Origin of the sequence: Promicromonospora sp. NPDC060204, from assembly GCF_042728455.1 — a bacterium.
Taxonomy (GTDB): domain Bacteria; phylum Actinomycetota; class Actinomycetes; order Actinomycetales; family Cellulomonadaceae; genus Promicromonospora.
This window is the reverse complement of the sequence record NZ_JBHWZO010000201.1, coordinates 1-11,568: the sequence shown is the minus strand read 5'-3', so window position 1 is coordinate 11,568 and position 11,568 is coordinate 1. Positions and strand designations below refer to the sequence as shown.

11 protein-coding genes and 2 tRNA genes are annotated in these 11,568 nt (G+C 68.0%); 9 read left to right on the top strand and 4 right to left on the bottom strand.

Annotation, left to right across the window (positions count from 1 at the left end; translation table 11 throughout):
* Nucleotides 1-43: 43 nt before the first annotated feature.
* On the bottom strand, nucleotides 44-2,809 hold the full coding sequence (gene aceE / locus ACFWEJ_RS21430) for a pyruvate dehydrogenase (acetyl-transferring), homodimeric type (protein ID WP_377231212.1): 2,766 nt from the start codon (nucleotides 2,807-2,809) through the stop codon (nucleotides 44-46).
* 436 nt (nucleotides 2,810-3,245) lie between these two features.
* On the opposite strand from aceE, the gene ACFWEJ_RS21425 reads away from it, so the two are divergent.
* The 7 genes from ACFWEJ_RS21425 to ACFWEJ_RS21395 all read left to right on the top strand — a co-directional run bounded on the left by ACFWEJ_RS21425 (nucleotide 3,246) and on the right by ACFWEJ_RS21395 (nucleotide 7,971).
* On the top strand, nucleotides 3,246-3,653 hold the full coding sequence (locus ACFWEJ_RS21425) for a DUF3052 domain-containing protein (protein ID WP_285103975.1): 408 nt from the start codon (nucleotides 3,246-3,248) through the stop codon (nucleotides 3,651-3,653).
* A 6-nt stretch (nucleotides 3,654-3,659) separates the two neighbouring features.
* Nucleotides 3,660-4,148 (top strand): peroxiredoxin, encoded by a 489-nt coding sequence (locus ACFWEJ_RS21420; RefSeq protein ID WP_377231211.1) that lies wholly within the window; start codon nucleotides 3,660-3,662, stop codon nucleotides 4,146-4,148.
* A 103-nt stretch (nucleotides 4,149-4,251) separates the two neighbouring features.
* Nucleotides 4,252-4,325 (top strand) — tRNA-Val (locus tag ACFWEJ_RS21415).
* A 201-nt stretch (nucleotides 4,326-4,526) separates the two neighbouring features.
* Nucleotides 4,527-5,120 carry a PadR family transcriptional regulator gene (locus ACFWEJ_RS21410; RefSeq protein ID WP_377231210.1) on the top strand — a complete coding sequence of 198 codons (594 nt, stop codon included), beginning with the start codon at nucleotides 4,527-4,529 and terminating at the stop codon, nucleotides 5,118-5,120.
* A 105-nt stretch (nucleotides 5,121-5,225) separates the two neighbouring features.
* Nucleotides 5,226-6,191 carry an ATP-binding cassette domain-containing protein gene (locus tag ACFWEJ_RS21405; protein WP_377231209.1) on the top strand — a complete coding sequence of 322 codons (966 nt, stop codon included), beginning with the start codon at nucleotides 5,226-5,228 and terminating at the stop codon, nucleotides 6,189-6,191.
* Nucleotides 6,188-7,024, top strand: coding sequence for an ABC transporter permease (locus tag ACFWEJ_RS21400; protein WP_377231208.1), 837 nt, complete (start codon nucleotides 6,188-6,190; stop codon nucleotides 7,022-7,024). The genes ACFWEJ_RS21405 and ACFWEJ_RS21400 overlap by 4 nt, the downstream gene beginning before the upstream one ends.
* Nucleotides 7,025-7,137: 113 nt before the next feature.
* Nucleotides 7,138-7,971: an alpha/beta fold hydrolase gene (locus ACFWEJ_RS21395; RefSeq protein WP_377231207.1), complete on the top strand. Its 834-nt coding sequence runs from the start codon at nucleotides 7,138-7,140 to the stop codon at nucleotides 7,969-7,971.
* A gap of 154 nt (nucleotides 7,972-8,125) precedes the next feature.
* Here ACFWEJ_RS21395 and ACFWEJ_RS21390 read toward each other — a convergent pair whose 3' ends face one another.
* Nucleotides 8,126-9,310 carry an AI-2E family transporter gene (locus ACFWEJ_RS21390; RefSeq protein ID WP_377231206.1) on the bottom strand — a complete coding sequence of 395 codons (1,185 nt, stop codon included), beginning with the start codon at nucleotides 9,308-9,310 and terminating at the stop codon, nucleotides 8,126-8,128.
* Between the two features lie 260 nt (nucleotides 9,311-9,570).
* Between ACFWEJ_RS21390 and ACFWEJ_RS21385 the strand changes: the two genes are divergently transcribed.
* Nucleotides 9,571-9,644 (top strand) — tRNA-Met (locus ACFWEJ_RS21385).
* An 89-nt stretch (nucleotides 9,645-9,733) separates the two neighbouring features.
* Here the strand turns inward: ACFWEJ_RS21385 and ACFWEJ_RS21380 are convergent.
* Nucleotides 9,734-10,096 (bottom strand): DUF4267 domain-containing protein, encoded by a 363-nt coding sequence (locus ACFWEJ_RS21380; protein ID WP_377231205.1) that lies wholly within the window; start codon nucleotides 10,094-10,096, stop codon nucleotides 9,734-9,736.
* Nucleotides 10,097-10,182: 86 nt separating this feature from the next.
* Here ACFWEJ_RS21380 and ACFWEJ_RS21375 point away from each other — a divergent pair, with 86 nt between their 5' ends.
* Nucleotides 10,183-10,764, top strand: a complete 582-nt coding sequence (locus ACFWEJ_RS21375; protein WP_377231204.1) for a TetR/AcrR family transcriptional regulator — start codon at nucleotides 10,183-10,185, stop codon at nucleotides 10,762-10,764.
* A 126-nt stretch (nucleotides 10,765-10,890) separates the two neighbouring features.
* Here the strand turns inward: ACFWEJ_RS21375 and ACFWEJ_RS21370 are convergent, their stop codons facing one another.
* Nucleotides 10,891-11,544, bottom strand: a complete 654-nt coding sequence (locus ACFWEJ_RS21370) for a TetR/AcrR family transcriptional regulator (RefSeq protein ID WP_377231203.1) — start codon at nucleotides 11,542-11,544, stop codon at nucleotides 10,891-10,893.
* Nucleotides 11,545-11,568: the final 24 nt, after the last annotated feature.

The window sequence follows — 11,568 nt, the reverse complement described above, 5'->3', positions numbered from 1 at the left end:
CCGGTTAACCGGTGCGCCGCAGCTCTTGTCTGCTACCCGAGGGTCAGCTGTCGCCGCCCGCGTTGCCGGACGTGCCGGCGGTGACGTCGAGCAGGCTGTACTTCTCGACGGCCTTGCTCACGACGTCGGCCGGGACCTCGCCACGGCGGGCGAGGACCTGCAGCGTACGGACCACCATCGACGGGCCGTCGATGAGGAAGAAGCGCCGTGCGGCGGCCCGGGTGTCGGAGAAGCCGAAGCCGTCCGCACCGAGCACCGCGTAGTCGCCGGGGACCCACGCACGGATCTGGTCGGGGACCAGGTGGTCGTAGTCGCTGGTGGCGACGAACGGCCCCTGGGCGCCGGACAGCTTCTCCGTGACGTACGGGGTGCGCAGCGGCGCCGACGGGTCGACGAGGGCGTCGTGCTCCGCCGCGAGGGCGTCGCGACGCAGCTCGTTCCAGCTCGTCACGGACCAGACGTCGGCCGAGACGCCCCAGTCCTCCTTGAGGAGCTGCTGCGCCTCCAGGGCCCACGGCACACCCACGCCGGAGGCGAGGAGCTGGGCCTTGGGACCCTCTGCGTCGGACACCGAGATGCGGTGGATGCCGCGCTTGATGCCCTCGACGTCGACGTCCTCCGGCTCGGCCGGCTGGACCATCGGCTCGTTGTACACCGTGAGGTAGTACATGACGTCCTGCGCGCGCCCGTCGGGCGTGCGGCCGTTCTCGGCCGGGCCGTACATGCGCTCGATGCCGTCGCGCACGATGTGCCGGATCTCGTACCCGTAGGCCGGGTCGTACTGCACGATCGCGGTGTTGGTGCCGGCGATGAGCGGGCTGTGGCCGTCGGCGTGCTGCAGGCCCTCACCCGTCAGGGTGGTGCGGCCCGCGGTGGCGCCGATGATGAAGCCGCGCGTGAGCTGGTCGCCGGCCGCCCAGAACTGGTCGCCCGTGCGCTGGAACCCGAACATCGAGTAGAAGATGTAGACCGGGATCATCGGCTCGCCGTGCGTGGCGTACGACGTGCCGACCGACTGGAACGCGGCCGCGGAACCGGCCTCGTTGATGCCGGTGTGCATGATCTGGCCGGACTCGGACTCCTTGTAGCTCAGCATGAGCTCGCGGTCCACGGCGAGGTAGTTCTGGCCGAGCGTGTTGAAGATCTTGGCGCTCGGGAAGATGGAGTCCAGACCGAAGGTCCGGGCCTCGTCCGGGATGATCGGCACGATGCGGTTGCCGAAGTCCTTGGCCTTGAACAGGTCCTTGAGCAGCCGGACGAACGACATGGTCGTGGCGACCTGCTGCGTGCCGGAGCCCTTCTTCAGCAGCTCGTAGGACTTGTCCTCCGGCAGCGTCAGGGTGGTCTTCGCCGTCGTCCGACGCTCCGGTACGAAACCACCGAGCTGACGGCGGCGCTCCAGCATGTACTGGATCTCCGGCGCATCGGGGCCCGGGTGGTAGTACGGCGGCAGGTACGGGTCGGCCTCGAGCTCGGCGTCCGAGATCGGGATGCGCAGGGAGTCGCGCAGCGTCTTGAGGTCGTCGCCCTTGAGCTTCTTCATCTGGTGCGTCGCGTTGCGGCCGGCGAAGCCGGCACCCAGGCCGTAGCCCTTGACGGTGTGCGCCAGGATGATGGTCGGCTGGCCCGTGTGCGCGCGCGCCGCGGAGTAGGCCGCGTACAGCTTGCGGTAGTCGTGGCCGCCGCGCTTCATGTTCCAGATGTCCTCGTCCGTCATGTTCTCGACGAGGGCCTTGGTCCGCGGGTCGCGCCCGAAGAAGTGCTCGCGGATGAACGCGCCGGACTCCGCGCGGTACGTCTGGTAGTCACCGTCAGGGGTGACGTTCATCAGGTTGACCAGCGCGCGGTCCTTGTCGGCGTTGAGCAGGGCGTCCCACTCGCGGCCCCACACGACCTTGATGACGTTCCAGCCGGCGCCCTTGAACTGGGCCTCCAGCTCCTGGACGATCTTGCCGTTGCCGCGCACCGGGCCGTCGAGGCGCTGCAGGTTGCAGTTGACGACGAAGGTCAGGTTGTCCAGCTGCTGCTGCGCGGCGTGCTGGATCATGCCGCGGCTCTCCGGCTCGTCCATCTCGCCGTCGCCGAGGAAGGCCCAGACGTCCTGCTGGCTGGTGTCCTTGATCCCGCGGTTGTGCAGGTACTTGTTGGTCCAGGCCTGGTAGACGGCCGACGCCGGGCCGAGGCCCATGCTGACGGTCGGGAACTCCCAGAAGTCCTGCATGAGGCGCGGGTGCGGGTACGACGGCAGGCCGCCGCCCGCGTGCGACTTCTCCTGGCGGAACCCGTCGAGCTGCTCCGCCGTCAGGCGGCCCTCGAGGTACCCGCGGGCGTAGACGCCGGGGGAGGCGTGGCCCTGGAAGTAGATCTGGTCGCCGCCGCCCGGGTGGTCCTTGCCGCGGAAGAAGTGGTTCAGGCCCACCTCGTAGAGCGTCGCGACGGACGCGTACGAGGAGATGTGGCCGCCGACGCCGAGGCCCTCGCGCTGGGCGCGCGTCACCATGACCGCCGCGTTCCAGCGGATCCACGAGCGGTAGCGACGTTCCATCGCCTCGTCGCCGGGGAAGTACGGCTCCTCGTGGACACCGATAGTGTTCACGTAGGGCGTCGCCATCGACGCGGGGATGCTCACGTTCCGCTCCCGCGCGCGGCGCAGCAGGTTGAGCATGACGTATCTGGCGCGGGGTCCGCCCTTGTCGTCGATCAGCCCGTCGAAGGACTCGACCCATTCCTCGGTCTCGGCCGGGTCGATGTCAGGTACGGCGCTGAGCAGACCGTTGATCAGCGGTCCGGTCTCGTCAAACGAAGCCACCAGCAACCTCTCTCGGTGTCGCGCGGCGCGGTCGCGGTTCGCGCTCCTCGCCGCCTCGTCAGGACCCGTCGCGTCGGCAGCGTCGCCACAGCTGGGGTTGCGGCTGTGCACGCCCACGCACAGGTGGTCCTATCTATTCTGTCCCCTCACAGCCTCCGTCCACACCATAGGGCGGTCAAGAGCGCGTGATCTGCGTTACGTCTGTGGCGGTTCGCACCAGTATTGATACCGGGTATCGCAATGTTGAGACTGAGTGCATGACCAGGGCGTTGCCGAGGTCGGATCGAATCATCGAAAAGACACCACACGTCCTGGTTGCGAGGCATTGCCGGGGTGCGTGCACTACCTTTGGCGACGGAGGGCCCGACGGCGGGCCGACAGAAGATGGACACGACCCGGCAACCAGTGCCGGACAAAGAGAGGAACGATCAACCAAGTGAGCACGGACACCCAGGGCGCGGGGCGCCTCGGCTTCGAGGCCGGCCAGGTCGTGCAGGAGTTCGGCTGGGGAGACGACGTCGACGAAGCGCTCCGCGCCGAGATCGAGAAGATCATCGGCAGCGAGCTCGAGGACGAGGACTTCGGTGACGTCACCGACGGCGTCATCCTCTGGTGGCGCGACGACGACGGCGACCTCACCGATGCACTGGTCGACGTGCAGACCGTCCTCGACGACGGCGGCCTGATCTGGATCTTCACGCCCAAGCCCGGGCGCGACGGCGAGGTGGGCCACGGAGACATCCAGGAGGCGGCCACCACCGCCGGCCTGCAGACCACGAGCACCTTCGCCATCGCGGAGGACTGGTCGGCCACGAAGCTCGGTTACCGGGGCCGGGGCAAGTAGCCGGTCATGACCGAGCTCTCCGGCGCGCCTGCTGCGACGGTGGTGCTGAAGCCGGGTGACCCTGCACCCGACTTCACGCTCCCCGACACCCACGGCACCCCGACCACGCTGTCCGACCTGCGTGGCACCCCGGTGCTGGTCGTCTTCGTGCCGTTCGCCTTCTCCGGCACCTGCACCGGCGAGCTGTGCGAGCTGCGCGACAACATCGAGGACTTCGAGACCGCCGGTGTGCGGCTCTTCGTGATCTCGACCGACGCGGTGTTCACGCTCAAGGCGTGGCAGGCCGCGGAGGGCTACCAGTTCGACCTCCTGTCGGACTTCTGGCCGCACGGCGAGGTCGCCCAGGCCTACGGGGTGTTCGACGAAGGGTCGGGCATCGCACTGCGCGGGTCGTTCCTGATCGACGCCGACGGGATCGTCCGGTGGAGCGTGGTCAACCCGCGCGGACAGGCGCGTGACCTGGAGGACTACCGTCGGGCGGTCGAGGAGATCTGACCCTGCCCTGGTCTGAGCCAGGTCGAAAATCTGGCCGGGTCTCGGGTGCTGGGCAGGTATTGTTGTCCGCTGCTGGTGTTGTGCTGCCGAGGCAGTGCTGCCGGGGCTCGTAGCTCAGTTGGTTAGAGCGCCACGTTTACACCGTGGATGTCGGGGGTTCGAATCCCTCCGGGCCCACTCGCTGCAGAGATGCAGCCTGACCTGCGTCGACGCTGCCTCCTCTTCTGGACTGCAGTAGACACTGCCGGACTCCTGTGGGCATTCGAATGCCTATCTCATGCCCACGGCTGCTGGCACCCTAGTGTTGGTGGGAGTTGACACGACCCTGGCGGGCGCGCAAGCGGAGCGAGTCCGAGCAGGTTGAGCGGAGGTGGGCGTATGTCGGCGACGAAGCTCCTGGTACTCGGTATCGTGCACCTCTCCGGCGGCGCGCATGGCTACCAGGTGCGGTCCGAACTGCAGAGCTGGGGTGCGGAGATCTGGGCCAATATCAAGCCCGGCTCGATTTATCACGCGCTGAAGAAGGCGGCGGCTGATGGCCTCCTCACCGAGCACGCCGAGCCGGGCAACTCCGGGCCGGAGCGCGTTCTGTACCGCGCGACAGCTCGGGGACGTGACGAGATGGTCGAACTGATCCGGGACGGTCTGCGGCGCACTCATGACCCCACCATGCTCGACGCGGCCATCGCCATGTTGCCCATGCTGACCAGGACAGATGCCATCGCGCACGTCAACGAGCGGGTCGCGCGCCTGGAAGCGGAGCTCGTAGAGCAGGCCAAGGGGTGGGAGAACCCGAGCCCCGACATTCCCGAACACGTCCGCGATCAGGCCGAGCTGTGGGCGGGACACGCACGCACCGAACTGGAGTGGGCGAAGACCCTGAGCAAACGACTGTCTGAGGGCGCCTACACCATGGCTGATGATCCGGGTTCGTGGCTAACGGCCCATGATCCCCTCAAGATGCGCTTCTAATCAACCTTGACTAGTAGCTCTTCCTCGCGTACTTTGGCCAAGTATTCAAACTTGACTAGCGCTCAACCAATCCGTTCACAACAACCGAGAGAGGGTGTCGAACCCATGGGAAGGTTCGCGATCGAGACGAGAGGGTTGAAGAAGAGTTTCGGCAAGACCCACGCGGTCGCCGGTGTGGATCTGGCCGTGAGCGCCGGGGGCGTGTACGGCGTGCTCGGTCCGAACGGGGCGGGCAAGACCACCACGATCCGCATGCTGGCCACGCTCCTGCACCCCGACGCCGGAGAGGCGCAAGTGCTCGGCTACGACGTCGTGCATGACGCCCGGGCGGTGCGGAGCAGGGTGGGCCTCACCGGGCAGTTCGCGTCGGTCGATGAGGACCTCACCGGGGTGGAGAACCTGTTGCTGCTCGCCAGGCTGCTCGGCTACTCGCGCCCGCGGGCCAGGCGGCGAGCGGCCGACCTGCTCGACGCGTTCGGCCTCGCCGATGCCGCCGACCGGCAGGTGAAGAAGTACTCCGGCGGGATGCGCCGGCGCATCGATATCGCAGCGAGCCTGGTCGTCCCCCCGGAACTGATCTTCCTCGACGAGCCGACCACCGGGCTCGACCCGCGCAGCAGGAACCAGGTGTGGGAGATCGTCAGGGGTTTGGTCGCCGAGGGCACCACCGTGTTGCTGACCACGCAGTACCTCGACGAGGCCGACCAGCTGGCCGACCGTATCGCGGTGATCGACCACGGCAAGGTGATCGCCGAGGGCTCCAGCGGCCAGCTCAAGGCATCGGTCGGCGCCGGCTCGCTGCACCTACGCCTCCGCGGCCCCGAGCAGCGGGCCGAGGCAGAGCGGGTCCTCGCCGCCGCTCTCGACGTGCCGATCGAGCTCTCCGCCGACCCGGTCGCGCTGTCCGCGCGGATCTCCGACCCCGAGCGGGTCGCCCGTTCGCTGGCCGAGCTGTCCCGCAGCGGCATCGACGTCACCGAGTTCGCGCTCGGCCAGCCGAGCCTGGACGAGGTGTTCCTCGCCCTGACCGGTCACCCGTCCGAGGAGACAACCAAGGAGGATGCCGCATGAATACCACGTCCACGGAGCAGGCGTCGGCGCCGGTCGCGCTGCGCAGTGTGCTGTCGGCCGGTGAGCGCCCGCCCCGACCCGGTCCGGTGCTCACCTCGTTGACATTCGGCTGGCGCGCTTTGCTGAAGATCAAGCACGTCCCGGAGCAGCTCGTCGACGTGACCATGTTCCCGATCATGTTCACGCTGATGTTCACCTACCTGTTCGGTGGCGCGCTCGCCGGGTCGACTGAGGAGTACCTGCAGTTCCTGCTGCCCGGCATCCTGGTGCAGGCGAACGTCATGATCACCATGAACACTGGCATCACGCTGAACACCGACATCCAGAAGGGGGTGTTCGACAGGTTCAGGTCACTTCCGGTGTGGCGACCATCCCCGCTGGTCGGCGCTCTGCTCGGTGATCTGGTGCGCTACTCGGTCGGGTCGGCGATCGTCATCGTGCTCGGCCTGGTCCTCGGGTTCCGGCCGGAGGGTGGCGCCCTCGGGGTGGTGCTCTCGGTGGTGCTGTTGCTGGTGTTCTCGTTCTGCCTGTCGTGGCTGTGGACGATGCTCAGCCTGATCCTGCGGACGCCGAACTCGGTGGCGGGGGTCAGCATGATGGTGATGTTCCCGCTGACGTTCGTGAGCAACATCTTCGTGGACCCGAGGACGATGCCCGGGTGGTTGCAGGCGGTCGTCGAGGTCAACCCGATCACCCACCTGGTGACCGTGGTGCGCGGCCTGATGGGCGGCTCGGTGCCCGCCGGGGAGATCGGCTGGGTGCTCGTCTCGTCCGTGCTTCTCGTCGCGGTCTTCGGTCCCATCACCATGGTCCTCTACCGCAACAAGAAGTAGTTGCCCTTCTCGTCGTGGCGGCCGTGATCGCAAGGGCGCGGTGGTCGCGCACCGTGGCCGTCGTCGGCACGCTGCTCAGGCGATGAGACAAACCTCTCGAACGGAGACGTGAGATGAACGAGATGGCCTTTCGCGTGACATCAGACGATGGCACCACCATCGGCTACGACCGGAAGGGAAGCGGCCCGGCTGTCGTCCTGGTAGGCGGCGCACTGGACGACGGAGCCGAGAACGCTTCCTTGGTACCTGCTCTCGCCGAGCACTTCACGGTCTACAACTATGCCCGTCGGGGACGCGGGGCGAGCGGCTTCACCGAGCCCTACGCCGCGGAAAGGGAGATCGAGGACCTGGATGCGTTGATCGCGGAGGCGGGCGGCTCGGCACACCTGTTCGGGGCGTCCTCTGGTGGCGCGCTGGCGCTGGAGGCCGCCGCAGCCGGGTCAGCCATCGACACGATCGCCGTGTGGGAGGTGCCCTATGCGGTCGGAGACGACCTGCGCTCGAGATTCGAGGAGTACGTCGCGGACACCCGACGCGCCTTCGACGCCGGGCGGGACGAGGAGGTTCTCGAACTGTTCATGCGCCTGACCGGCGCCTCCGACGACAACATCGCGGCCAGGAAAGCGGCAGGCAAGCAGACGGCGCATTGGGCGGACTCGGTCGCCCTCGCGCCCACAGTGGTCCACGACAGCGTCTTCCTCAACCGCTACCAATTGCCGGCCGATCGACTGGCAACGGTCACCCAACCGGTCCTGGTCACCACCGGAGGACCGATCACCGTCCCCTACATGGCAGGCCTGCCCTCGGACTTCTTCGACCGCGCGGCCGACGAGCTCGCAGACCTGCTACCCCACGCCCAACGGGAGACCCTCGACGTGCCGGATCACGTCGTCGACCCACACACCGTCGGCCCGCTGTTGCTACGGTTCTTCAGCAGCGAACACTGAGGGGCCTGCGCTCAGGTCAGGGCAGATTCCGCGGTTTGCACCGTGGATGTCGGGGGTTCGAATCCCTCCGGGCCCACTCGCTGCAGAAATGCAGCCTGACCTGCGTCGACGCTGCGCCCGCCGGACAATAGCGCGGTCGGACGCCGTCACCATGTCAGGTCGCGGCACGTCGACGGCGTCGCTCCGCCTTGGCCGCCACGTCCTCGACCTCCATGATCCTCCTGGCCTCGTCGAGATCGCCGAGGGCTGGTCGAACCCAGGTCATGTTCGGGTTCGAGTCCACGAGGAGCATCCGCACCAGCAAGGTGAGCGGGATGGCGAGGACCGCGCCCATGGGACCGAGCACCACCGCCCAGAACAGCACCGAGAAGAACGTGAGTGACTGGCTCAGCTGCACCGCGTTGCCGACCACTCGCGGCTGGATCAACGACTGGATCACTGCGTTGACGATGCCGTACACCACGATCACCGCGATCACGAGCGGCCAGCCGCCGACGAGCGCCCCGAACACGATCGGGGGCACGATCGCGATGAAGTACCCGATGTTCGGGATGAAGCTGCACAGGAACGCGAGCAGGCCCCAGAGCGCCGCGCCCGGTATGCCGAGCAGCATGAGCGCTATCCAGTTGACCGTGCCCTGGGCGACGCCGAGGAGCGTGGTGACCACCATGTACCGGCGGACGCCGATCGTGTAGGCGATGCCCGCGCTCGCCAGGCGGGGTCGGCTCGGGTGGATCCCACGCACCAGCGTCCTGGCGAACGACGAGTCCATCCCCATGAGCATCACCATCGTCAAGAGGATCACGGCGGCCGTCACGAACCCGCTCGCGCCGCCGACGATCTCACCGACGAATCCCAGCACCTTGTCCGGGTCGAACCACGACGAGATCTCGTCCACCTGATGCTGTCCGAACCCGATGCTCGTGAGCCAGGCACCGAGGTCGGACGTCCAGGACCGGAGCTCGTCCGTGTACTGCGGCAGGAGCGTCAGGAACTGGGCGAACGACACGAACAGTGCGCTGACGAACACAGCGAGCAGCAGTACTACCGCGAACACGACACCACACGTCGCGACGCCCCGCTTCGCCCCATGGCCTTCAAGCCAGGCGCGCAGCGGATAGACGCAGATCGTGAGCACGAGCGCGAAGAACGACCACACGAAGATCTCGGCGATGGCCGAGAGCCCGAAAGCCACGACCACGGCACCAGCCAGTCCCATCATCAGGTAGGCGGTGCGGTGCACAGGCGTCGGCATGGCGTCGACCTCCTGCGGGCCACCCACCTCGAACACCGGCCCAGGCCCGGTCTCTACGGGCGGCTTGCGGCGGTTCAACCACATGAGACTCCCCTTGCCCTCGCCGAAGACTCCCGAAGTGCGAGGTCAGCGTGCGTGCCGGAGCTGGCGCAGGTGTCACCCGAACAGGGTGACCCGCCGCGCGTCCCCGGCGACGAGGCGGTTGCACCGCGGGCACGTGTGTACCGACGGCGGTGGGCAGAATCCGGTGGTGCGTAGGAGGTGCGGCGATGATGCAGAGCCGGTGGGTTGGCGGGCCCGGGGCGTTCCGCGTGGTAACTTTGCTCCGCACCTGAGGGTGTCATCGCGGGGTGGAGCAGTTCGGTAGCTCGCTGGGCTCATAACCCAGAGGTCGCAGGTTCAAATCCTGTCCCCGCTACGTTGTGTGATGTCGCAGGACATCGAAGACAGCCGGACCTACGAAATCGTAGGTCCGGCTGTCTTGTTTCCGGGTTGGTCCGGACCTGTTCAGACCGCGAACAGCAGGCCCGCGCTGATCAGCACGACGACGGCCGTGGCGAAGTGGATCCCGAAGGCGACCGCCTTGCGCCCGCCGTGCCGCAGGACGATGACGGTGTCCCCGAGCGGCGCCAGCGCGACGGCGAGCATGAACCAGGCCTCGGCGTGCGCCCCGGCGAACGCGAGCAGCGCCAGCCCCACGATCCCGAACGTGGCGTCCCGCAGGCCCTTGATCTCAAGGTAGGCCCGGTCCTGCGTGGCCGGGATGCCGTAGCCGGCCGCGGCGGCGTAGGGCTGGAGCAGGAACCGCACCCCGATGAAGAGGATGAACAGGTTGAGCACCACGGCCAGGGCGTATGCGACGACGGTCATGTCAGGTCTCCTTGCTAGCGCTGATAGCTGATATAGCGACGCTAGCAGAGCAGGGACAGATTTCCTAGCAGTGCTAGAATCGGCGCATGGCAACAGAGACGCGCCGCGAGCGCGAGCGGGCTCAGCGCGAGGAGCTGATCGTCCGGGCCGCGCGCGAGCTGGCCGAGGCGGAGGGCTGGGACGCGGTCACGACGCGCCGGCTCGCCGCCGAGATCGAGTACAGCCAGCCCGTCCTCTACAGCCACTTCAAGGGCAAGGGCGCCATCATGACGGCGGTGGCCGCCGAGGGCTTCGAGGAGCTGGCGAAGGAGGTACGCGCCGCGCGTACTGCCGCCACCGGCGCGGCCGAGGTCCTGGCCGCGGTCGCGGCGGCGTACACGGACTTCGCCCGGAAGCGCCCGGCGCTCTACGACGCCATGTTCACGCACGCCGTCGAGGTCCAGTTCGCCACCGATGACGGCCCGGCCTACCTCCGTGAGGGGTTCGGCGAGCTGGTCGCGGCGGTCGAGCCGCTGGCTGGCGACGACGATCCGGGGGTGCTCACCGAGACCTTCTGGGCGAGCCTGCACGGGTTGGCGATGCTGGAGCGGAGCGGTCGGCTGCCCGCGGCGTTGCACGACCAGCGGCTGGGGCTGCTGATCGAGCGGTTCGCGGGGGCTAGCGGCTGACCAGGCCGGGTGCCGCCCCCTCCTCGACACGCACGCCGTCGGCTGTGGGAGTCAGTGTCGCCCTTGTACACCGGCAGGGTCCCCCGGGTTCGGGTGCGGCAAAGCTCCACCCGTCTGCGTAGCCGGCTATCGCTGAACGTGCGTGGGCGCATGCGCTGGCTCGCCCGCCCGCCCCGGGTTCCCACGTGTCCCAGCAGTAGGCAGGAGCTGGTCCGCGAGGGAGCGTGCGGTCGCCGCCAGTGTGACGACATCCATGCCGGTGCGTCCCATGAAGGTCAAGCCCTGCTGTGCGGCCAGAAGGGCCCGGGCCGTGCCAACCGGGTCGATGGTGGCACCCACGTCGCCCTCGGCCTGCGCTCGTCGCACGGCCTCGGCAAGTGTCGTCGTGGTTTCCTCGTACGCTCGTCGCGCCTCGGCGGCGACGGTGGGGTCGACGGCAGCCAGCTCGGTGGTGCTGTTGGCGAGCAGGCAGCCGCGCCGGGCGGCCACGCCTTCGGGGTCTCCTACCGGCATCATCACGAAGGAGCGCAGTCCTTCGAGAGCGCTCGGCGCCGAGTCGATCGACCGGCGCACCGCGCGGTCGAGCGACGCCACGTACCGGCGCAGCACCCGCAGGAACAGCTCGTGCTTGTCGCCGAAGGCGGCGTACAGGCTGCCCTTGCCCAGGCCGCTGACCCGCATGAGGTCCTGCAGCGAGGTCGCCGCGTAGCCCGCGTCCCAGAACTGGTCGCAGACCGCACGCAGCACCTCGTCCTCGTCGAACTGTCGTGGCCTGGCCATGTGCCCAGCGTAGATGTTCTTGAC